Genomic DNA, 23,942 nt, shown 5'->3' on the forward strand with positions numbered 1-23,942 from the left:
GGAACACGGATGTCGTGGCCTGGGCGTTCTGTGCGACTCGTTCGCATTGACGGCGGCGCAGCAAGCCGAACAGATCTGCCAGGGAGGTGCGGCAACCCACTTCTTGGCGAGCTGCGAAACTACCTGCCGCCCAACGTAGCCGTCCCTGCCACACTAAGTATCGAAGGCAGCGTTCCCACCACCGTGGGCACCAGCGTCGTCGACTGCGGGTCCGCCCGGCCCAGCCCGAACTTGCGCACCTCGGCCCCGGCCGGTCCCGTGCCGCTGACGAGCAGGTCCGCGCCCGTCGTGGTGCTGGTGGTGGCCACCCGCACGCCGCCGCCCGGGAACGGCTCGAACGAGGCGATCTGTGCGAGATCGACGGTGCCCGAGTGGTGGTCGGGGCTCTCCAGGTACACGCCGGGTGCCCCGTCGAGGCGTGAGCCGCTCGACCAGACGCGCACCGTGCCCGCCCCGCCTGCCATCCCGGTGATGACGCTCTTCGCGCCGCCCTCGGCGCCGGCCACCCAGCCCGTCGAGAGCGAGACGCCGCCGCGGTAGGACTCGTCGAAGGCCAGGAACTCCGCCGTCATCCGCGGCCCTTCGGTGCCGTCGTCGCTCGCGACCGTGCCGCCGCCGTGCCCGCCGTGCCCACTCATGCGTGCCGCGGCGGCGGTCGGGTGGAACAGGTCGTAGCGGAAGGTCTTCACCCTCGGCTCCTCCCCCGGCCCCGGGGCCGTCACGATGCTGGCCCGGCCGGAGGCGGCGTCCACCATGCCGGTCGCGACGGCGACCCCGGCCCGCGACCCCGGGTACGGCGTGAAGGTCGAGAACACCTCGGGGGCCTCCCCCTTCCGGGCGGGCAGCGCCGAGGAGTACACCGTCACCCGCGACTCGACGCCCGGACCCGTGCCCACGATGATGTTGTCGGCCAAGGCGTTTCCATCGATGTCCACCCCCGCGACGTTCACCCCGCCGCGGAAGTCGGCGTCGAACGGGGCGAACCGCGCCAGCTCCGTGTCGAACGCGCCGCCGGCAAAGGCCGTCACCTCCGGCGCCGTGCCCTCCCCCGTCCCGGCCACCAGGTCGAGCACCATGTCGCCGTTCACGTCGGCCATCGCCACCGTCGGGGTGCCCTCGAACGACGGGAACGGGGTGACCGTCGCGAGCGAACGGTCGCCCGTCCCGTCGAAGACCCGCACCGTCGCGGGCCTGCCCGGTGAACCGGGCACCGCGACCGCATAGGCCGACACCTCCGGGATCACGCTGACCAACGCCATCAGCCCGTTGTCCTCGTGGTTGAGCCGGTGGCAGTGGATCACGAAGGTGCCGGTGTACCCGGTGAACTTGGTCCGCAGCGTCACGGAGGCCGGCTCGAGGGCGTTCTCGTTCTCGTCGGTCACCGGCGCCGGGACGTTGACGTTGTCCAGGCCCCACGGCTGCACGCCGGTCCTGGTGCCCGCCACCGGATCCACGACCTCCATCACCTGGAAGTCGTTGACGTGGATGTGCATCGGGTGCTCGTCGTTGTTGAGATTCGTGATCGACCACTCCTCCACCGAGTTCAGCCGCGGCTGGATCAGCGGGATGTTCGGGAAGGTGTTGTCGTCGAACTCGTAGGTGAAGGCCTTCGGGTCGCTGTTGCTGGCCTTCTCGTTGCCGAAGCCGCCCGTGACCTTCAGCTCACGTCGCACTGCGACCGGCATGGCCGCCGTGTCCACGAAAGAGGTGTAGGCGCCGAGCTTCTGACCGAACTCGAAGGGCGTGGTCCGCCCCTGGCCGCCGTCGGGGGTCACCCGCAGGAGCGTCTGCGTGGGGAAGGTGAAGAACCCGTCCGCGTAGCTGATCACCGACGGGTCGACGGTCACGGTGCCCAGCTCGGCGGGCGGGTCGTCGGTGCCGTCGTTGGTGTAGAGCACGCCGGGGTTGGTGACTGTCTCGGCGCCCTCCAGCGGCGGCATGTCGAGCACGAGGTCTCCGGCCTTCGGCATGGTCACCGCGATCGCATAGCGGGACCCGGGCGGGATGACGAGCCGGGTGCCGTCGCCGTCGACCGGTGGGTGCACCTCGGAGTAGGGATTGCCGTCCTGCCCCACGATCGCGAACTTCGGGTGCGCGCCCGTCGCGGTCTCGGTGAGCCGGAGCGGCAGGTAGGCGATGTCGCTGATGTTGGCCAGCACCCAGATCTCCGTCTGGCCGGGCTTGAGTTTCAGCTCGGGCTGGAACTGACCGTTGATCGTGAACTGCACGTCGCGCTCGTTGTCCGGCAGCGCCGGGTCCGCGGGGATCATGGTCGACTCGCCGGCGAAGGACTGCAGGTTGCCCGGCACGAACTGGTTCTGTCCGCGGTGGTTGGCGGGCGAGAGCGGCCCCGAGTACCAGTTGGTGACGTACTGCGCGCCCTTCGTTGTCTCCGAGAAGTTCACCGGGGCCAGGCTCGGCCGGTAGGTGCCATCGGCGAGCTGCGAGCCCTCCGGGGGCTTCAGCGTGCTCACCCACTGCGACCAGTACGGGTTGTTCAGCTGGTGTCCGCTGCCCTTGCGGTCGAAGACGAAGTTGTACTGCAGCGCCATGTTCCGGATCGGGATCTCGTTCTGCGTGACCAGCGGCAGGTTGCCGTCCGGCCGGCCGATCTCCAGCAGGCCGGCGAGCCCCAGGTACGTCTGCTGCGCGGTGAGGGTGTGGCGGTGACTGTGGTACCAGTACATCCCGTTGGGCATGTCCTCCGGGACCGCGTAGTCGTAGCGGTTGCCCATCCCGGCGGGGATGTCGAGCAGCACGTTGTCGGCGTTGCCGTCCGGGCTCACGTGCACGCCGTGGGTGTGCAGGTTCAGCGGCACCGACTCCAGCGACGACGGGTAGATCGGCACGTCGCCGCCGGCCGGCGTGAAGGCGGGATCGTTGAGGTCCTCGATCGTCAGGCCCCGCAGGTCGTTGTCGTAGTGGATGATCAGGCGCTCGCCCGGATCGACCCGCAGCGTCGGCGCCGGGTAGAGGTCGTCGCCCACCGCCTCGCCGTTCGAGGCCGTCCCCCGGATGAGCTCGTAGCCGAAGAGCAGGAAGTTCGACACCGGTGCCGTGGCGGTGTCCAGGGCGACCGTCCCCTGGTGCGCGGACAGCCGCACCTCGAGGACGCCGTCCTCGCTCGAGAGCCGCACCGGCTCCCGGTAGGCGACGGGGGCGCCGTCCGGACCGGCATTGCCACCCGGCCGCGAGGCCTCGTCGAACGCGCACGAGCCCAGGACCAGCAGCAATGTGACCGCGACGCACGCGACGACGGAAATCGGCCCTCTACGATTCGCGACCATGTCGCTGCCCCGTTCCGGAACGAATGACGCCACCGGCGCTCGAGCGTCAGCGCCTCAAAAGCCTAGTTCGCCACCTCGGAGGCCGTACACGAAACGGTGCTCGCCCTTGCACGCCCTCCACGGCCCGAAACCGATAGCGTGGACGCATGAGTACCTCGGAGATCGCCACGGTTCTCGCGTGGCACGACGCACTGAACGATTCCGACATCGACACCCTCCTCGCGCTCTCGAGCGACGACGTCGAGGTGGCAGGCCCGGAGGGTGCCGGGCAGGGCCTCACCGCGTTGCGCGAGTGGGCCTCCAGCGCCGGCCTGACCCTGATCCCGGGACGCATGTTCGTGCACGAGGGTGTCGTGGTGGTCGAGGAGGAGGCCAGCTGGGCGGCGAACCCCGACGAGACGTCGACGGTCGCGACGGCCTTCCGCGTGGTGCACGACCAGGTGACCTCGATCTTCCGTCACGATGACCTCGAATCGGCCTTCGCCGCAACGGATCTGAGCGAAGAGGACGCGGTGTCCTGACGTGGCGAGGGGGCGCCTGCGCGACGCACTCACCTCGCTGAACAGGCTGATCGGTGAAGAACGTGCCGTGGTCGACGACCAGACCTCGGCCCCCGCCCCGCTGCAACCGATCGACCTGACCGACGACGCGAAGGTCGCGGAGGTGCTCGACATCGCCCTCCGGTCCGGCGAGGTGCTGCTCGCCTCCGGCACCTCCGCCATGGACACCACCGCCCAGGTGCAGTTCGTCGCCGCCTCCTACGGGCTCGCCCGCTGCGACGTCGACGTCACCTACAACGCCATCCGCATCAGCGCGCACCGCGGGCCGACGATGCCGCCCGCCGCCACCATGCGGATCGTGCACTACCGGGCGCTGGACTTCACCCGCCTCGCCGCGGTCGACCGGCTCACCCGCCGGCTGCGGACCGAGGCGGTGAGCCCGGACGACGCGCACGACGAGCTGACCCGGATCACCCGCGCGCCGCACCCGTACAACCGCTGGACGGCGACGCTGGCCTGGGCGTCGATGGCCGCGTCCGCCTCGGTGCTGCTCGGCGGCAACCTGCTGGTGGCGGTGATCAGCTTCCTGACCACCATGGTCATCGACCGCGTCAACCGCAGGCTGAACGCGGTGGGGCTCCCGTTCTTCTTCCAGCACGTGATGGGTGGGCTCATCGCCGCGGCACCCGCCAGCCTGCTCTACACCTTCGCCGACGAGCTGGGCATCACCATCCGGCCGTCGCTGATCATCGCGGCCGGGGTGATCGTGCTGCTGTCGGGGCTCTCGCTCGTCGGATCGGTACAGGACGCCATCACCGGCGCCCCGATCACCGCCGTCGCGCGGTTCTTCGAGGTCCTCATGATGACCGGCGGCATCATCGCCGGCGTCGCGATCTCGCTGCGGATCGCGGGCGCGCTGGGCTCGACGCTGCCGGTGCTGACCACCGTCGCGCCGCCGGCCCTGGCGCAGATCCCGGTGCAAGTGGTCGCGGGCGCGTTCACCTCGCTGTTCTTCGCGGTCGCCTGCTACGCGGAGCGCCGGGCCCTGCCCATCGCGGGCATCGGCGGCGCCGCCGGGATCCTCGTCTACGCCCTCGCGTTGAGTGTGAGCATCGGCCCGGTCATCGCCTCGGCCATCGCCGCGACCGTGGTCGGCTTCGTCGGCGGCATCCTGGCCCGCCGGGCGCTGACGCCGCCGCAGGTGATCGCGGTCGCAGGCATCACCCCGCTGCTGCCCGGCCTCGCCCTGTACCGCGGCCTGTACGCGCTGCTCAACAACGAGTTGCTGGCGGGTTTCAGCGCGCTGCTGTCGGCCTTCGGCATCGGCTGCGCGCTCGCCGCGGGGGTCACGCTCGGCGAGTGGATCGCCCGGACGATGCGGCGGCCGCGAATACTGCGCCGCACCGGAACACTGCGACGCCCGACCCTGAGCCGACGGAGGTCGGGTCAGAATCGGGCGTCGTAGTCAGTGCGCCGGCGCCGGGGGCGCCGGGTTGTCAGCTCTGGTTTCCGCGCTCGGCAGCGTCGCGTTCCATGGCCTCACGCAGGCTCTTCGGGCGCATGTCGGTCCAGTTCGCCTCGACGTACTCGACGCACGCCTGGCGGCTGTCCTCACCGAACACCACACGCCACCCCTGCGGGACGTCCGAGAACGTCGGCCACAGCGAATGCTGGTCCTCGTCGTTGACGAGCACAAAGAAACGGCCGTCTTCGTCGTCAAAGGGATTGGTGCTCATCTGGCCTCGCTTGTCGCAAATTCGTTCATCGGTGTTTCCAGCGCCGAGGATTTCACCCCAGCGGACGCCTTGACCTTATCAAGAGCACGGTGGCCGGTTCGATTATCCAGCACAGAATTCACGATCTCACCGGCGCGAACGGCGACATTCGACAGCAGCGACGAGGTGAGGCCGTGCGTCTTCTCGGTGCCGCCCTGCAGATAGATCCCGCCACGCACGTGTTCGGGCGTGACCAGCCGATAGTCGCGGTCCACCTCGGTGGCCACCCCGCCCTCGGGGGCCAGGTCGCCGATCAGGTTGCTCAGCGGGGTCGGGGTAAACCCGGTGGCGAGCACCAGCGCGTCGCACATCAGCGAGTCGGTGAGCCCGTCGAGGTTGCTGCGCACGCTCACCTCGATGCCCTCCTCGGTCTCGACCACGCCGTCGATCTCGGAGGCCCGGCGCATGAACAGGCGGCGCTGTCCGCGCACCAGCTCCTGGTACTCGGTGGTGTACAGCTCGTTGATCAGCTCGATGTCGACCACCGAGTAGTTGGTGCTCTTGTGCAGGGCCAGGATGCGCTCGCGGTCCTCGCGGGGCGCGCCGTGCAGCTCGTCGACGGCGCCGGGGTCGAAGATGCGGTTCGCGTACGGGCTGTCGTCGGCCGGGCTGTAGCCGTAGCGCGAGAACACGCTGTGCACCTCGGCCTGCGGGTAGTTCCGGTGCAGGTACTGGACCACCTCGGCCGCGCTCTGGCCCGCGCCGAGCACCACGAACCGCTGGTGCCGCAGCTCGGGCAGCTCCTCGATCCGGAACAGGAACTGGTGGTTGTGGAAGCACCGGGCCGACGGGGTCGCCCACTCCGGGATCCGTTCCTGCAGTCCGGCCCCGACCACGAGGTTGCGGGCCCGGACCTGCCCGCCGTCGGCCGTCTCGACCGTGAACTCGTCGACGGTGCCGTCGGCGCCGGACTCGCCCTGCACCTTGGTGACGGCCGTGCCGTAGCTGACGTCGGCGTCGACGCGGCCTGCCGCCCACTGCAGGTAGTCGTGGAACTCGTGCCGGGTCGGGAAGAAGGTCTGGTGGTTCACGAAGTCGACCAGCCGGCCGCGGTCGAACAGGTAGGAGAAGAAGCTGAACGAGCTGGCCGGGTTCCGGAAGGTCACCAGGTCCTTCGGGAACGCGATCTGCATGGTCGCCCCGTCGAGCAGCATGCCCGGGTGCCAGCGGAAGCGGTCCTGCTTCTCCAGGAAGCGGGCCTCGATCCGGTCGCCGGGGGCACACTTCGCGTTGTGCTCCTCGATGGCGATGGCCAGCGCCAGGTTGGACGGGCCGAAGCCGACGCCGACCAGGTCGTAGGTCGGCGACGGGCCGCGGTCAGTGGCCGGGGGAGTCGTATCCATGACGCGTCATCCATCCTCGCCGGTTCGGCCGGCGGCTGTACTGCTTGTTGCTGACATAGCTCGGGGTCCTGCATTCGGGCCGCGCTGAATAGTAGCGCAGCCTACCCTAATTCCGAGGCCGGGGCGTGCGGTCATCCGATCTCCCCGATCCGGCGGTCCGCGTCGGCGCACACCGCGCCGAGCACGGCCAGCAGTCGCTGCGCCATCGCGCTCACGACGGCGGGCTCGAGCACGTCCGTCCGGTAGCCGAGGTAGGCGTGCACGGGGCCGTCCCCCACCGGCTCGTAGAAGCTCAGGGTCAGGTCCGACACCGGCTCCCCCACCGGGACCGGCAGCAGGCCACCGAAGACACCGTCCACCTCACCCAGGCGCGCCTGCTCGTGGTGCACGACCATGACCTGAGGCCGCAGCGCGTCCCCACCGAGATCGGTTGCGACGTCGTCGAATCCGATGTCCTGATGCTCGAGCGCGGACAGGTTGCTCTCCCGGACCCGGGCCAGCACCTCCGCGAAGGTCGGGTCGCCCGAGGTGTCCGTCCGCAACACCACGGTGTTGAAGAAGCAACCGATCAACCCGGACAGCGCCTCCTCGGTCCGTCCGGCGACCAGGGCACCGATCGGAAGGTCCTCGCCCACACCGGCTTCGGTGAGAGCGACGGCCAGCGCCGACTGCAGCACCATGAACATCGACGTTCCGGTCCGGCGGGCCAGCGCATCGATGTCCCGGTGCAGCGACTCGTCGATCGGCAGCGGCACCACGTCGCCGCGACGAGCGCCTCCCGGCCTCGCGCCCGGCATGCTCAGCGCCGCGGGGATCCCGGACAGCCGCTCACGCCAGTACGCGAGTTGCCGTGCGTGCCTGCTCGACTCGTCGGCGGGATCGCCGAGCACCTGCCGCGACCACGCCTCGTAGTCGCCGTAGGTCACCGGCAGCGGCGGCAGCTCGGGCGCGTGCCCCGACTGTCGCGCCAGGTAGCCGGCGAGCAGCTCCCCGAGCAAGGGCACCACGGACCACTCGTCGACGGCCAGGTAGTGCATCACCAGAAGCAGGGCCTGGCGTCCCGACAAGTCCTCCACCAGTTGCACCCGCAGCGGGGCCTGCTCGGCGAGATCCATCGGCTGCTGCGCGAGCTCGAAAACCCGCGCGTGCAGGTCGCCGTCACCGACGTCGACGAGCCCGACCACCGGAGCGGAGCCTGCGGAGCGACCATGTCCCAGCCGCACCGCCTCCTGGCCGCACACCTCGCCGTCGCGCTCGAAGAACACCGTGCGCAGCGGCTCGTGCCGCGAGACCACGTCGTCGAGGGCCAGCGCGAGCAGCTCGGCGTCGAGTCGGCGCTCCGGGTAGAGCGAGAGCGCGTGGCTGGCGGTCGGCGACTGCCGGTACATCCGCCACTGCCTGCGCTGCGGCGGCGACAGCGTCACCGCGCCTTCGTCTCGTGCCCCAGCGACGAGGACGGGCCTGCCGTCGCCGTTGCCTGCCTCGATCAGCTCGGCCAGCTCCGCGACCGTCGGCGCGTCGAAGACCTCCCGAATGCTCAGCTGGGCACCGAGTTCCGTGCGTACCCGCCCGACGAGCTGCATCGAGGCCATCGAGTGACCGCCGAGATCGAAGAAGTTGTCGTGCACACCGACCGAGGGCAGCTGCAGGATCTCCGCGAACAGGTCCGCGATCACCCGCTCCCTCGGGGTCCGCGGCGCGACGTCGCCGGTCAGCTCCGACCAGTCCGGTGCGGGCAGCGCCTTGCGGTCGAGCTTGCCGTTCGGGGTGAGCGGCAGCGGCCCGTCCAGCACGAGGACCACGCTGGGCACCATGTAGTCCGGCAGCGACGACGCCACGTGTGCGCGCACCGCGGCCGGGTCGACGACCGCGCCCTCGTGCGGCACCACGTACCCGATCAGCCGGGCGATCGAGCCGTCCCGGTCGGCGACGACGGCGGACTGGTTGACCCCCGGGCCGTCCGCGAGCGCCGCGATGATCTCGCCGAGCTCGATCCGGAAGCCGCGGATCTTCACCTGGTCGTCGACGCGACCGAGGAAGTCGATGTTGCCCTCCGCCCGCCAGCGCGCCAGGTCACCGGTCCGGTACATCCGGCCGGGGCCGAACGGGTTGGCCACGAACCGGCCGGCCGTGAGCGCCGGCTTGCCGAGGTACCCGCGGGCCAGGCCGCGACCGGCGATGTACAGCTCGCCGGCGACCCCGACCGGGACCGGTCGCAGCCGCGCGTCGAGGATGAAGGCCTTTTCGTTGGGGTCCGGGATGCCGATCGGCACGGCCTGGTTCCAGCCCGGCTGCGCCTGCCACAGGGTGTTGTTCACCGTGGCCTCGGTGAGGCCATAGGCGGCAAGCAGATTCAGCCGCTCCGCCCAACGCCCGATCAGGTCCGGCGGCACGGTCTCGGTGCCGACCAGGACCGTGCAGCCCGCGGGCACCAGGGCACCCGGCGGGAGCGCGGCCATCAGCGAGGGCGGGATGATCGCGTGCGTGACCTCGTGCTCGTGCATGAAGTCGGTCAGCTCCGGACCCGCGACCCGCGAGCGGTCGGGCACGATCACCAGCCGGGAACCGGTGCACAGCGCCATCGACAGCTCGAACACCGCGACGTCGAACCCGACCGAGGCGAACTGCAGCACGGTCGACCCCGGGGTCAGCCGCATCCGGTCCTCGGCGGTGGCGACCAGGCTGGAGATGCCCTCGTGCGAGACCACCACGCCCTTCGGCCTGCCGGTGGATCCGGAGGTGTAGATGACATAGGCGGCGTGGTCGATGCCGGCCGGCACCACGACCTCCGGCTTCCGCGCCGCGGCGAGCTGCGCCACCGTGTCCGGCTCGTCGAGCAGCACCCGGCTCAGGCCCGGTGCCTCCTCGATCCGCGCGGACTCCGCGCCGGTGCTCAGCAGCACGCCCGCGTTCGAGTCGGCGAGCATGTACGAGATCCGGTCCGCCGGGTGGCTCAGGTCCAGCGGCAGGTACGCCGCACCCAGCTTGAGCACGGCCAGCACCGAGGCCACCATGTCCACCGAGCGCGGGACGGCAAGGCCCACCACCGATTCCGCGCCCACGCCCCGGTCCGCGAGGACCGCGGCGATCCGGTCGGACCGCTCGTCCAGCTCCGCGTACGTCACGCTGCGGTGCTCGTCGAGCGCGGCCACCGCATCCGGCGTGGCCGCGACCCAGCGCGCGAACGAGGCGTCGAGGGTCTCCTCCGGCACCACCCGCGCGGTGTCGTTGAAGTCCACCAGCACCAGGGTGCGCTCGCCGGGCAGGAACACGTCGACCGCGCCGATCGGCGTCGAGGGCTCCTGCGCGACGGCGTCGAGCAGGGCCAGCTGACGGCGGGCGATCGCGTCGGCGGTGGACTCGTCGAACAGGTCCGCGCCGTACTCCAGTCGCAGCGAGATCTTCCCCTCGCCGGCATCCGAACCCGCTGCCGCGGAAAGGAACTCGGTGAAGTTGAAGACCAGGTCGAACTTGGCGGTCCGCTCCTGCAGCGGCACCGGCTCCAGCGTCAGCCCCGGCAGCTCGGTGATGTCGGCGGTCCGGCTGTGGTAGCCGACCATCACCTGGAACAGCGGGTTCCTGGCCAGCGTGCGGGCCGGGTTCAGGCGCTCGACAACGGATTCGAACGGCACGTCGGCGTGGGTGAACGCCGCGAGGTCGAGCTCGCGGACCCGGCCCAGCAGCTCGCCGAACGTCGGGTTGCCGCTCACGTCGGTGCGCAGCACCAGCGTGTTGACGAAAAACCCGACCAGCTCGTCGAGGCCCTGCTCGGTGCGGCCCGCGATGGGCGCGCCGAGCGGCAGGTCCTCGCCCGCGCCGATGCGGTGCAGCAGCGCCGCGGCGGCGGCGTGCAGCACCATGAACATGCTCGCTCCGCTGTCGGCGGCCAGCGCCCGCAGCGCCGCGGTGGTGCGGGCATCCAGATCCAGCTCGATGGCGCCGCCCGCGAAGCTCGGCCGCGCGGGCCGGGCCCGATCGGTGGGCAGCGTCAGCTCCTCCGGTGCACCGGACAGCGTCCGCTCCCAGTACGAGAGCTGCTCGCTCAGCACCGAATCCGGGTCCGCGGGGTCGCCGAGCAGCTCGCGCTGCCAGAGCGTGTAGTCCGCGTACTGCACGGCGAGCGGCTCCCACTGCGGGGCCTGCCCGTGCGCCCGGGAGGCGTAGGCGAGCATCAGGTCGCGCAGGAACGGCCGGTCCGACCACTCGTCGGTGGCGATGTGGTGCAACACCAGCGCGACGACCTGGTCGTGCTCCCCGAGCCGGATCACGCTGCCGCGCACCGGGATCTCCCGGGTCAGGTCGAACGGCCGCAGCACGGCGTCGCGGACCAGGCCCGCGATCTCGGCCTCGGTGCCCTCGACCACCGTCAGCTCGGGGGTCGCCTCGTCGAGGATCCGCTGCACGGGGAGGCCGTCGACCTCGCCGAACACGGTGCGCAGCGCCTCGTGCCTGCCGACCACGTCGGCGAGGGCGGCAGCGAACAGCCCGGTGTCGAGTTCACCCTTCAGGCGCAACACGATCGGGAAGTTGTACGCAGCGGACTCCCCCTCGATCTGCTGGATCAGCCAGAGCCGCTGCTGCGCGGACGACATTGGCAGGTGCTCGGGCCGGACCGCGGGCGCCAGCACCGGGCGCACCGCCTGTCCCCGCGCACGGACCCGCTCCGCGAGCTCCGCCACAGTGGGCGCCTCGAACAGGTCCCGCATCGTCAGCTCGGTCGACAGCGCCGACCGCGCCCGGCTGATCAGCCGGGTCGCCAGCAGCGAGTGCCCGCCGAGGTCGAAGAAGCTGTCCTCCACGCCCGGTTCGCTGACGTCGAGCACCTCACCGAATAGCTCGCACAGCGCCTGCTCGATGTGGTCCGCGGGCCCGCGGGAACCCGAGCCGACCGCGTCCGGCACCGGTGGCAGGGCCCGCACGTCGAGCTTGCCGTTCACCGTCATCGGCAAGGTGTCGGTCGGCACGAAGGCCGCCGGAACCATGTAGTCCGGCAGAGAGGCGCGGAGCGCCTGTGAGTACTTCTGGCCCGCATGGGGGCCAAAACCACTCACGGGCCCGGAGGGCACCACGTACGCGACCAGGCGCTTGACGCCACCCGGGCCGGGGGCCGCGATGACCGCGCACTGGCGCACCCCGTCGAGGCCGGCGAGGACCGACTCGATCTCGCCCAGCTCGACGCGGTGACCGCGGATCTTCACCTGGTCGTCGGTGCGGCCCAGGAAGTCGATGTTGCCATCGGCGCCGCGCCGCACCAGGTCACCGGTGCGGTACATCCGGCCGGCAGTCACATCCCCCGTCGCTGCGCTCGCCCCGCCCGCGAACGGGTCCGCCACGAAGCGCTCGGCGGTCAGGCCGAAGCGGTCCAGGTAGCCGCGGGCCAGGCCGATGCCCGCGATGTACAGCTCGCCCGCCACCCCGTCGGCGACGGGACGCAGCCACGAGTCGAGGATGTGGGCGCGGGTGTTCCAGATCGGCTTGCCGACGGTCGGGGTCGCGGAGTCCGAGGTGCCGCCGCCGAGCGTGTTGATCGTGTACTCGGTGGGGCCGTACAGGTTGTAGCCGAACGTCCCCTCGGTGTCCCGCAGCCGGCTCCACACCGAATCCGGCACCGCCTCGCCGCCGAGCAGCACCAGCGGCGGCCGGTGCTCGCCCGGACCGTCGCCGAGCAGGCCCTCCTCGAACAGGTGCTGCGCGTAGGTCGGCGTCACGTTGACGACGTCGATCGCGTGGGTGTTGCAGTACGCGACCAGCGCCTCCGCGTCGCGGCGCAGGTGCTCGTCGCAGATGTGCACCTCGTGGCCCTCGACGAGCCAGAGCAGCTCCTCCCAGGACATGTCGAAGGCGAACGAGACCGTGTGCGCGATCCGGAGCCGTCGGCCGCCGGTCATGGAGATCGTCGGGTCGAAGATCTCCGCGCGGTGGTTGAACTGCATGTTGGTCAGGCCGCGGTACCCGGTGACCACGCCCTTGGGCTTGCCGGTGGACCCGGAGGTGTAGATGACGTACGCCGGGTGGTCCAGCCGCCCGGGGGTGCCGGGGGCGAAGCCGCCCAGCTCGGCGTCCGTCAGCGGGTCGGTGCCGTGATCCTCGGTCTCGGCGCCGTCCAGCACGATCGCGACGCCCCCGAAACCGGTGAGGGTCTCGCGGACCGCGACGGTGGTCACCAGGGTGACCGGGCGCGCATCCATGAGCATCCCGAGCAGTCGCTCCGCCGGGTGATCCAGCTCGAGCGGCAGGTACGCCGACCCGGTGCGCAGCACCGCGAACAGCGCGACGACCATCTCCACCGATCGCGGCAGGCCGAGCGCCACGATCCGTTCCGGACCGGCGCCGTGTGCCAGCAGCAGCCGGGCCATGGCGTTGATCCGGCCGTCGAGGTCCCGGTAGGTCACCGACTCCGAGCCGAAGACCAGCGCGACCTCGTCCGGGGTGCGCGCGGCCGCCTCCGCGAACAGGTCCGCGATGGTGGACTCGGGCAGCTCCCGCTCGGTGGAGCGGGACGCCAGCGCCGCGCGCTCGCCGGGCAGCGACAGGTCCAGCGACCCGACCGGCGCGGACACGTCGTCGGCGAACAGTTCGAGCAGCCCGACGAACCGGGCCAGCATCGACTCGACCGTCGTCTCCGCGACCGCCTCCGGCCGGAACTCGAACTTGATCTTCACGCGGTTGCCGGGTGTCACCACCACGGTCAACGGGTAGTGGGTGTGGTCGACGCTGTCGCCGCCGCTGATGTCGTGCGCGCTGTTGAGCGCGGACACCTGGTTCTCGTCGACGAAGTTCTGCAGCACGTAGAGCACGTCGAAGAGCTGGCGGTGATCGGACTCGCGGCCGATCGTGGCCAGTCCGAGGTAGTCGTGCGGCATCAGGCCGAGGCGCTCGGACTGGCTGCGCCGCAACAGGTCCTCCACCCGCTCCGCCGGCCGCAGCGTGGTGCGGACCGGGACGGTGTTGAGGAACAGCCCGGCCACGGTGTCGAGACCCTCGACCTCCGGGGGCCTGCCGGCGACGGTGATGCCGAACACGACGTCGTCGCGACCGGTCGCCGCGCCGAGCACCAGCGCCAGCGCGCCGCTGAGAACCGCGTTGAAGGTGACCCCGCTCGCCGACGCCCTGGCCCGCAGCCGCTCGCTCAGCTCGGCCGAGAGCACGGTGTCGCGGCGGTCGGGCAGCGCGGGGGCCCCGGCCACGGTCGACCCGAGCAGGGTCGGCTCCTCGAGGCCGGCCAGCGCGCGCCGCCACTCGGCCCGCCCGGTCTCGCTGTCGCGGTCGCGCAGCCAGCCCAGGTAGTCGTCGAAACCGCCCGTCGCGGTGGGGAACCCGCAGTCGTCGCCCGCGGACTCGTAGAGCGCGAGCAGCTGGCTGACGACGATGCCGTTCGACCAGCCGTCCCAGAGCAGGAACTGCCGGTTGACCACCAGGCGGTCGCGGTCGTCGTCGAGGCGGATCACCATCGCCCGCCACAGCGGCGGCGCCGTCAGGTCGAACGGGGTGAGGCGGTCGGTGGCCATCAGCTCGGCGGCGTGGGGCTCGCGCTCCGCCTCCGTCAGCTCACGCAGGTCGAACTCGACGATCGGGACGTCGAGCTCGGCGGTGATGAACTGCACCGGGGCGGTGAGGCCCTCGCTGAGGAATCCCGCACGCAGCGTCGGGTTCCGGCGCTGCAGGGTGCGCAGCGCGGCGGCCAGGCGCTCGATGTCGAGGCGGTGCTCGAAGTCCAGCGAGAACTGCGCCGTGTAGATGTCGGCGCCCTCGTCGAAGGTGGCCTGGAAGTACAGGCCCTCCTGCAGCGGGGACAGCGGCCACACCGCGTCGACCCCGGCGGGGCTGCGCTCGGCGATCCGATCCAGCTCGTCCTGGGTGAGCGCCACCAGCGGCACGTCGGACGGTGTCAGCACGCCGGGTCCGTCGTGGCGCGCCGCGATCTCGACGAGCTCGCGCAGCGCCTGCGCCCAGCCCTGGCTCAGCGCGTCACCGTCGGCCTCGGTCAGCCCCAGCTCGGAGCGGCCGAAGTTCGCGTGGAGCACCGGTCCCTCGGCGGTGTCCTCGCAGATCGCGTTGACGATCAGCTGGTAGGGCCCGCCCATGTCGGCATCGGGATCGGTTGACAGCGCATCGGTCTCGGGTGCCGGGGCCCACGGGACCGCGATGCCGAGATCCGCCGAGGGCATCCTGCCCAGGTAGTTGAACAGGATCTGCGACTCGGCGCCGGCGGCGAGCAGCGCGGCGGTGCGGGCGTTCGCGTACCGCAGCATGCCGTAGCCGATGCCGCCGTCGGGCGCGTCCCGCAGCCGCTCCTTCACGTCCTTGAGCACGTCCAGCGGCCGGTCGCCCACCCGCAGCCGGACCGGGCTGATGCTGGTGAACCAGCCGACCGTGCGGGACAGGTCCACGCCCGCCGCCAGCTCCTCGCGGCCGTGCCGCTCCAGGTCCACCAGGAGGTCCGAGGTGGCGCGGCCGGTGTCGCGGTGCCAGCGGCTGACGGCGATCCGCAGCGCGCTGAGCAGCACGTCGGTCACGTCGGCGTTGGCCAGCGCGGGCACGGCCGTCAGTGCGGCGACGGTGTCGTCCACGGACAGCGTGACCCGGTGCTGCGAACCGGTTCCGATGGTGGCGTGACCGCTGACCTCGGGCACCAGCGCCGCTCCGGGCGCGGTCGCGGCGGTCCAGTGCGCCAGCTCGGCGAGCCGCTCGGCGCCCTGCGCCTGCTCGGTGAGGATCCGGCCGAACGCGCGCAGGGAGGTGCCGACGGGATCGAGCGCCGGGTCCTGGCCGGAGGCCAGCGCCACGTTCGCCATGGCGAGGTCCTCGAGCAGGATCCGCCAGGACACCCCGTCCACCACGAGGTGGTGCGCGACGATCAGGAGGCGGCCGGCGGTCGCCGGTCCGGCGTCGAACCACACCGCCTGCACCATCACGCCCGACTCCGGGTCGAGCCGCGCGGTGGCCGCCTCGGAGTGCTCGGTGACGATGCGGCGCAGCGACTCCGGGTCGCGGGCGTCGACGGTGGTGAGGATCGAGGCGGCGCTCACCGAGCCCGGTTCGGTCGTCACCGTCGACCACACGCCGGGGGCGTGCCGGGTCAGGCGGGCGCGCAGGCCGTCGTGGTGGTCGAGCAGGGCCTGCAGTGCATTGTCCAGTAGACGCGCGTCGGCGCCGGCCGGGGTGTACAGCAGCACGGCCTGGTTGAACCGGTCTGTGCCGCCGGACCATTCGGAGAGCCGGTGCACCACCGGCAGCGCGATCACCTCGCCGACGCCATCCGCCACGGCGGCCTCCGGGGCCGCCGACTCGGCGACCGGTCCCGCGTCGCCGACCAACCGCGCGATCGCGGCCGGGGTGCGCAGTTCGAAGACCTGACGGGGGGTCAGCGTGACGCCGTCGCGGCGGGCCAGGTTCACCAACCGGATCGCGAGGATGCTGTCGCCGCCGAGGGTGAAGAAGTCGTCACCCGCACCCACCCGGTCCAGGCCGAGCACCTCGGCGAACTGGGCGGCGATGCGCCCCTCCGTGCCCGCGGCCGGGGCCGCCCCCGACACCGCGACCGAGAAGTCCGGCGCGGGCAGGGACTTGCGGTCCAGCTTGCCGCTCGGGCTCAACGGCAACGCGTCGAGCTCCACGAAGGCGCTGGGCACCATATGCGCTGGCAAGAAGGCGGCGAGCGCGTGTGAGTACTTCTGGTCCCCCTGGGGGCCGGAAGCACTCACGGGCCCGGCGGGCACCACGTAGGCGACCAGGCGCTGCTGGCCGGGGCGGTCCTCGCGCACCACGACGGCGGCGTGGGCCACCGACGGATCGGCGAGCAGCGCGGCCTCGATCTCGCCGAGCTCGATCCGGAAGCCGCGCAGCTTCACCTGGTCGTCGGCGCGGCCGACGTAGTCCAGTTCGCCGTCCACGGACCGCACCAGGTCGCCGGTCCGGTACATCCGGGTACCGGCGACGAACGGGTCGGCGACGAACCGATCGGCGGTCAACGCGGCGCGGCCCAGGTAGCCGCGGGCCAGCTGCGGCCCGGACAGGTACAGCTCCCCCTCGGTCCCCGGCGGCACCGGGTTCAGGTACTGGTCGAGCACGTACAGCCGGGTGTTCGCGACCGGCGCGCCGATCGGCACGCTGAGCGCCGCCGACGAAACCTCCTGCGCCCCGAAGAAGTAGCTCACCTCGACCGCGGCCTCGGTGGGTCCGTAGAGGTTGTCCAGCCGCACACCGGGCAGCACCTCGGCGAAGCGCCGGGCGGACGCTGCGGACAGCGCCTCACCCGAGCAGCCGACCACCCGCAGCGCCGTGCAGGCGGCGGCGCCCGGCTCGGCCAGGAACAGGTCCAGCATGGACGGCACGAAATGCGCACGGCTGATGCCGCGTTCGGCGATCAGGCCGGCGAGGTACGCCGGATCCTTGTGCCCGCCCGGCCTGGCCAGCACGACGGTGGCCCCGGCGATCAACGGCCCGAAGAACTCCGGCACCGAGACGTCGAAGCTCGACGGCGTCTTCTGCAGCACCCGCTCCCCCGCCGTCAGCGGGTTCTCGGATTGCATCCACAGCAGCCGGTTGACGATGGCCTCGTGCGACACCAGCACGCCCTTGGGCCTGCCGGTCGATCCCGAGGTGTAGATGACGTACGCGGGATGCCCCGCCTGGGCACGGGTGGCCGTCGGCAGCGCACCCGAATCATCCTGGGGCCCGGACAGGTCCACCGTCAGCACGGGCAGCTCGGTGTCGAAGGGCGCGCCGTCGGTGAGCACGCACACCGGTGCGGCGTCGGCCAGCATGTACGACAACCGCTCGGCCGGGTAGTCGAGGTCGAGCGGCAGGTAGGCCCCGCCGGCCTTGCCGACCGCCAGCAGCGCGACCATCAACTCGAGCGAACGCCCGAGGGCGACGCCGACCAGCGACTCGGGCCCCACCCCCGTCTCGACCAGGTCGCGCGCCAGGCGGTTCGCCCGCGCGTGCAGCTCGGCATAGGTCAGCACCGCACCCTCGAACTCGACGGCAATCGCGTCCGGGGTGCGCGCGGCCTGCTCGTCGAGCAGGTCGGTGAGGGTGCGGGCCTCGGCGGGTCCGCTCGAGGCGGCCCAGCTCGCCTCCAGCTCGTCCCGCTCGGTGGCGGTCACCAGCGAGAGCGCGGAGATCGGCTGGTCGCCGTCGCGCAGCAGCGCGCCGAGGAAGGACACCATGCCGTCGGCCAACCGGTGCGCGGTGGCCGGGTCGACCACCGCGGCCTGGTATTTGACCTCCAGTCGCAGCTCGTCGCCGGGCGCGACGATCAGCGTCACCGGGTACGGCGGGTTCTCCTCGAAGGTGATGCCGGTGATCTCCAGCGTGCCGGTGGGATCGGCGACGGCGCCCTCGCCGATCGGGTAGTTCTCGAACACCACCAGGGTGTCGAAGAGCTCCTGCAGCCCGGTCAGCCTGCGTAGCTCGCTCAGACCGATGTACTGGTGCTCGAGCAGACTCGACTGCTCGTCCTGCCAACGGGTCAGCGCCGCGGCGACGGATTCCTCGGCGCGGTAGCGCAATCGGGCGGGCACCGTGTTGATGAACAGCCCGACCATGGTCTCGATGCCGCGCAGGTCGCCGCCCCGCCCGGAGACCGTGGAGCCGAACAGCACGTCGCGGCGCTTGGTGAGCCGGCCCAGCAGCAGACCCCAGGCGCCGTGCACGAGGGTGCTCAGCGTCAGGCCGCGAGCGCGGCCGAACGCGATGAGGTCCGAGGTCTGCGCCGCGGACAGGGTGGCCTTGACCTCGCGGACGCCGACCTCGGCGCCGCGCTCGGCCTTGCTCAGGCCGGTCGGCTCGTCGACACCGGCGAGCGCGCCGCGCCACACCTCGATCGACGCATCCCGGTCGCGGGAGCCCAACCAGCCCAGGTAGTTCCGGTACGGCTCCGGTGCGGGCAGCGACGCGGGCTTCGAGCCCGCCGGCGCGTACAGCGCCATCAGTTCGCGCAGCATCACCGGCACCGACCATCCGTCGGCGACGATGTGGTGGATCGACTGCAGCAGCAGGTGCTCGGCTGCTGTGACATCCCCCGTCGCTTCGCTCGCCTGGTCGATCTGCACCAGCACGTACCGCAGCAGCGGCGCCTGCTCGAGGTCGAACCCGCGCACCCGCTCGTCGGCGAGGATCCGCCGGACCCGGGACGAGGCCTCGTCGGCGCCCAGCCCGCGCAGGTCGACCGTCTCCATCGGGACGCGGGCGTCGCCGGAGACCACCTGCACCACCCGGCCGTCGGACACCGCGCGCAGCCCGGTGCGCAGCGCCGCGTGCCGGTCCACGACCGTCTGCAGCGCGACGTGCAGCGCCTGCGGGTCCACCGGCCCGGTCAGCTCGATGATCTGCTGCACCACATAGGGATCGGAGTGCTCGGTCTCGAACGCGCTGTGGAAGTAGATGCCCTCCTGCAGGGGGGTCATCGGCAGCACGTCGACGAGGTCGGCCGCCGCGGCCTCCAGCTGACTCACGTCGGCCTGGCCCAGCCGCGCGAGCGGGAAGTCCGAGGGGGTGTGCCCGCCGAACGGGGCGGTGGCCGCGAGCGCGCGCAGCACCGCGGTCCAGGCCTCGGACAGCGCGGCGATCCGCGCCGCGCTGAACAGTCCCGGCGCCCAGGTGATGGTGGTGCGCAGCGTGGGCCCGTCGGGTCCGTCCTCCGCGATCGCGTTGAACTCGATGGCGTGGCCCATCGGCGCGTCGGGGTCGTTGGCCCCGTCCATCGCGATCGGCAGCCAGTCGGCACCCTCGGAGGCGGAGGCCCTGCCCAGGTAGTTGAACAGCACCTGCGGGGCGACCGTCCCCGACAGCTCCGCGCCCGCCGGAGTCAGGTATCGCAGTGCGCCGTAGCCGATCCCGTTGCCGGGCACCGCGCGCAGCTGCTCCTTGACCGCCTTCACCGCGACGCCGAGCGCGGCCGGATCGAGGTCGTCCGGGAGCACACCCGCGTCGATCCGGACCGGGTACAGGCTGGTGAACCAGCCGACGGTGCGGCCCAGGTCCACCGGCCTGCCCGCGGCGTCCTCCTCGCGGCCGTGGCCCTCGAGGTCGATGACCACCTGCGTCTCAGATGAACCAGCACCGGAACCGGCCTGACCGCGCCAGTGCGCCAGCACGGCGGCGAGTCCGGTGAGCAGCACGTCGCCGACCTGACCGCCGAACGCGGCCGGCACGGCCCCGAGCAGCGGCCCGGTGAACTCGGGCGCCAGGCTCACCGTGATCGATTCGGCTGCGCCGCAGCGGTCGAGCGCCGGGTCGAGCGCGCGGGAGCCGAGCGCGGGGTCCGGCGTCCGGGACACCGAGAGCCAGTGGTCGAGTTCGCCATCGAACGCACCGGATTCGGCGCTCTCGGACAGCAGCTGGGACCACCGGCGCAGCGAGGTGCCCACCGGGGCCAGCTCGACCGGGATGCCCGCCGTCGCCGCCGACCCGGCCCTGGCCAGGTCCTCGAGCAGGATCCGCCACGAAACACCGTCCACCACCAGGTGATGCACGACCAGCAGCAACCGACCAGGCCGGTCCGCCCCGACGTCGAACCACACCGCCTGCACCATCACACCCGCGTCGGGGTCGAGTCGCGCTGCGGCATCGATTGTTTCGCGTGAAACCACGGCGTCCAGCTCGGCCGCGGTCAGGTGCTCGGCGTCGATCCTGCGCAGCAGGTCCGTCTCGGCCGCGGTCGCGGGCACCGACAACGCCCACGCCTCACCGCGAACCAGCGAGGCGCGCAGCGCATCGTGGCGCTCGATCACGGCGGTCAGTGCCGCGCGCGCCGCGTCCTCGCGGAACCCGATCGGCGTCTGCACGAGCACCGACTGATGGAACCGGGCGATGGCCTCGCCGGATTCGCTGGTGTGCGCGATGATCGGCGTCGTGGGGACCTCGCCGAGCGGCACGTCGAGCAGGTCCACGACGGCCTCCGCGCGGCCCTCGATCTCGCGGGCCAGCGCCTCCGCGGTGCGCAACTGGAAGACCTCACGGGCGCTGAAGTTCAGGCCTGCGGCGCGCGCGTGGTTCACCAGCTGGATCGCGACGATGCTGTCGCCGCCGAGCGCGAAGAAGTCGTCGGTCACGCCGACGCTGTCGACGCCGAGCACCCCGGCGATGACGGCACACAGCTGCTGCTCGCGCTCGGTGCGCGGCGCGAGGCCGGGCAGCGCGGCGCGCAGATCGGGTTCCGGCAGCGCCCGGCGGTCCAGCTTGCCGTTGGCGGTCAGCGGGAACTCGTCGAGGAGCAGCACTGCGGTGGGCACCATGTACTCGGGTAGCTTGGCCGCCGCCCAGGCCCGCACCTCGTCGGAGGTCAGTGCCGGATGGTCCGCGTGCGAGACCACATAGCCCGCAAGGTACTTGGACCCGTTGTTCTCGCGCACCAGCACCGCGCAGTCGCGGACGCCCGGGTGGGACGCGAGCGCGGCCTCGACGTCCTCGAGCTCGAGGCGCATGCCGCGGATCTTGACCTGGTTGTCGGCGCGCCCGATGAAGTCGAGGGTGCCGTCCTCCGCCCACCGCGCGAGGTCGCCGGTGCGGTAGAGCCGGGAGCCGTCCTCGGCGAACGGGTTGGCGATGAACCGGGAGGCCGTCAGGGCGGCGGCGCCCACGTAGCCGCGGCCGAGCAGGTAGCCGCCGGCATACAGTTCGCCGCCGACCCCGGGCGGCACCGGCCGCAGCTGCGAGTCCAGTACGTACAGCTGGGTGTTGGGGTTCGGCCTGCCGATCGAGGAGGCGATCCGCTCGGCCCGGTCGCGGTAGATCACATGGGAGACACCGATGGTCGCCTCGGCGGGACCGTAACCGTGGTACAGGGTGGTGCTCAGCCGGCGCCGGAAGCGGTCGAACAGTTCCGGGGTGAGCACCTCGCCGCCGCACCAGACGTGCTTGAGGCCGCCGAGCGACCTGCCGTCCTCGTCGAGGTCCAGCAGCACGCTGAGCATCGACGAGACCAGGTACACGAAGGTGACCCGCTCGCGTTCGATGAGATCGAGCAGGTAGTGCGGGTCGCGCTCGCCGCCCGCCTCGGCGACCACCAGCCGGCCACCGGAGACCAGCGGCAGCAGGATCTCGTTGACCGAGATGTCAAAGGAGAGCGGCGCCTTGAACAGCGAGGCGTCGTCGATGCCGAATCCGAGCACCTCCTCGACCTGCCACAGCAGCCGCGCGCAGATCGCCTCGTGCCGGATCATCGCGCCCTTGGGCCTGCCGGTGGAGCCGGAGGTGAAGATGACGTAGGCCAGCGACTGCCCCGCGATCGCGGCGTCGAGGGGATCCGCCGACTGGCCCGCGTGCGCCCAATCGGCAAGATCCACCGCAACCGCCGACTCCGGCGAGACCTGCACCCCGCCCGGCCCGGTGAGCACCAGCCGTGCGCCGGCGTCGGCGAGCACCTGGTCGCGGCGGTCCTGCGGCCACGCCGGGTCGAGCGGCACGAAGGCACCGCCCGCGACCATCACGGCGAGCAGCCCGACGACCATCTCGGCCGAGCGCGGGACGCCCACCGCGACAACCTCTTCCGGCGCGAGCCCGCGCTCGGTCAGGTGCCGCGCGAGCTGGTTCACCCGCGCGCCGAGGTCCCGGTAGGTGAGCCGGACGTCGCCCGCGATCAGCGCCTCCCGGTCGGGGGTCGCCGCCACCTGCGCCGCGAACAGTTCGGGCACGGTGCGGCTGGGCTGCGGCCGGGCGGTGTCGTTGAAGTCCTCCAGCACCCGGCGCCGCTGCTCGTCCGACATCACATCGAAGCGCGAGATGGGGGCGTTCGGCTCCGCGGCGAGCTGACCCAGAAACTGGGTGAGCTGCACGCGGTGTCGCTCGAGGTCGGCCTCGAGTCCGGCACCGACCCGCAGGTCGATCCGGATCGACTCGCCCTCCTGACCGCGCTGGACGGTGAAGTCGAGCTCGCCGATGGCACCGGTGACCATGTTCCGCGCGAAGGCGGGGCTGCCGCCGAAGGTCAGCGAGTGCTCGAACAACACGATGTTGACGCCGGGACCGAACACCCGGCGGGACGGGTCCAGCGCGCGCGCCTCCCTGGCGAGGTCCTCGCCCCGGTAGCGGCCGTGCCGGAGCAGACCGATCAGCCCCTGGTCGATGTGTGCGGCCAGCGCGGCGAGCGTGCTGTCGCCGTCCACCTGCAGCCGCATCGGCAGGATGGTCGAGGCCATCGACGGCAGGTTCCGGAGTGCCCGGCCGGTGCGGCCGGTCAGCGGCACCGAGAGCATGAGGTCGGACTGGCCGCTGACCCGGTGCAGGTAGGCGGCGAGCATCGCGAACGGGATCCGGGTGCGCCGGATGCCCTGGGCGTCGGCGAACCGGTACAGCCCCTCGACGGTCGCCTCGTCGAGTTCCACGCTGGCCTTGATCGGCGGCGCGAGGGGGTTCGGGGACGGCGGCAGCAACACCGGGGGCTCGGGGGCCTCGGCCAGCCACTCGAGCCAGTGCGCGCGGTCCGCCTCGTGTCGACCGGAGGCGCGGTACTCGACGTCCGCGTCGATCGCGGTCTGCAGGGACCAGTCCTGCTCGTCGAAGAGCAGTTCGGGATGCTCCTGCCGCCCGACGACCTCGCCGACCAGCAGCACGATGCCGTAGCCGTCGATGATGCTGTGGTGGTACCGCTGGTACCACCACGTCACCTCGTCGTCGATCCGCAGGATCGCCTGGGTGAAGAGGGCCTCGTCGCTCTCCAGTTCGGCGACGGTCTGCATGTCGTTCTCGACCCAGGCACGGGCCGCGGCCGCGGGGTCCGGACGGTCACGCAGGTCGACGATCCGGAGCGTCCACGCCTGCGGGTCGAGTCGCTGCTGCCGGAGCACCTCGTCCGCCCCGACCGCGAAGCGCACGTGCAGTGCCTCGGCTCGACGGATCGTCATGTACACGGACTCGACCGCGCGGGCGATGTCGAGCGGGCCGTTCACCTCGATGGTGAGCGAGATGTTGTAGGCCGGGCTGGCGGGCGCGAGCTGCTGCGCGACCCACACCTCGGACTGTGCGGCGGTGACGGGAAGCCACTGTCCGGTGGCGTGCGGGAGTGCCGTCGAGTCCGAGAGTGAAGACATAGAG

Annotated in this window: 6 protein-coding genes; 2 read left to right on the forward strand and 4 right to left on the reverse strand. The window is 71.7% G+C overall.

All coding sequences use genetic code 11. From position 1 onward, the window contains the following. Positions 1–119: 119 nt before the first annotated feature. Complete coding sequence (locus ACFQS9_RS08450) at positions 120–3,287, reverse strand: multicopper oxidase family protein (protein WP_378403474.1); 3,168 nt, start codon at positions 3,285–3,287, stop codon at positions 120–122. 146 nt (positions 3,288–3,433) lie between these two features. On the opposite strand from ACFQS9_RS08450, the gene ACFQS9_RS08455 reads away from it, so the two are divergent. Both ACFQS9_RS08455 and ACFQS9_RS08460 read left to right on the forward strand, forming a co-directional pair. After that, positions 3,434–3,808 carry a nuclear transport factor 2 family protein gene (locus tag ACFQS9_RS08455; RefSeq protein ID WP_378403476.1) on the forward strand — a complete coding sequence of 125 codons (375 nt, stop codon included), beginning with the start codon at positions 3,434–3,436 and terminating at the stop codon, positions 3,806–3,808. 1 nt (position 3,809) lies between these two features. Beyond that, positions 3,810–5,252 carry a threonine/serine exporter family protein gene (locus tag ACFQS9_RS08460; RefSeq protein ID WP_378403477.1) on the forward strand — a complete coding sequence of 481 codons (1,443 nt, stop codon included), beginning with the start codon at positions 3,810–3,812 and terminating at the stop codon, positions 5,250–5,252. Between the two features lie 31 nt (positions 5,253–5,283). Here the strand turns inward: ACFQS9_RS08460 and ACFQS9_RS08465 are convergent, their stop codons facing one another. The 3 genes from ACFQS9_RS08465 to ACFQS9_RS08475 form a co-directional block, all read right to left on the reverse strand. Next, positions 5,284–5,523 (reverse strand): MbtH family protein, encoded by a 240-nt coding sequence (locus tag ACFQS9_RS08465; RefSeq protein WP_378403479.1) that lies wholly within the window; start codon positions 5,521–5,523, stop codon positions 5,284–5,286. Beyond that, complete coding sequence (locus ACFQS9_RS08470) at positions 5,520–6,905, reverse strand: lysine N(6)-hydroxylase/L-ornithine N(5)-oxygenase family protein (RefSeq protein ID WP_378403481.1); 1,386 nt, start codon at positions 6,903–6,905, stop codon at positions 5,520–5,522. Before ACFQS9_RS08470 ends, ACFQS9_RS08465 begins: the two co-directional genes overlap by 4 nt. Before the next feature lie 131 nt (positions 6,906–7,036). Continuing rightward, the gene (locus tag ACFQS9_RS08475) at positions 7,037–23,938 is read right to left on the reverse strand and encodes an amino acid adenylation domain-containing protein (RefSeq protein ID WP_378403483.1); all 16,902 of its coding nucleotides are present in this window, start codon (positions 23,936–23,938) and stop codon (positions 7,037–7,039) included. Positions 23,939–23,942 lie beyond the last annotated feature (4 nt).

It is taken from the genome of Rhodococcus daqingensis, assembly GCF_042665615.1.
In the GTDB taxonomy this organism is placed as follows: domain Bacteria; phylum Actinomycetota; class Actinomycetes; order Mycobacteriales; family Mycobacteriaceae; genus Rhodococcus_G; species Rhodococcus_G daqingensis.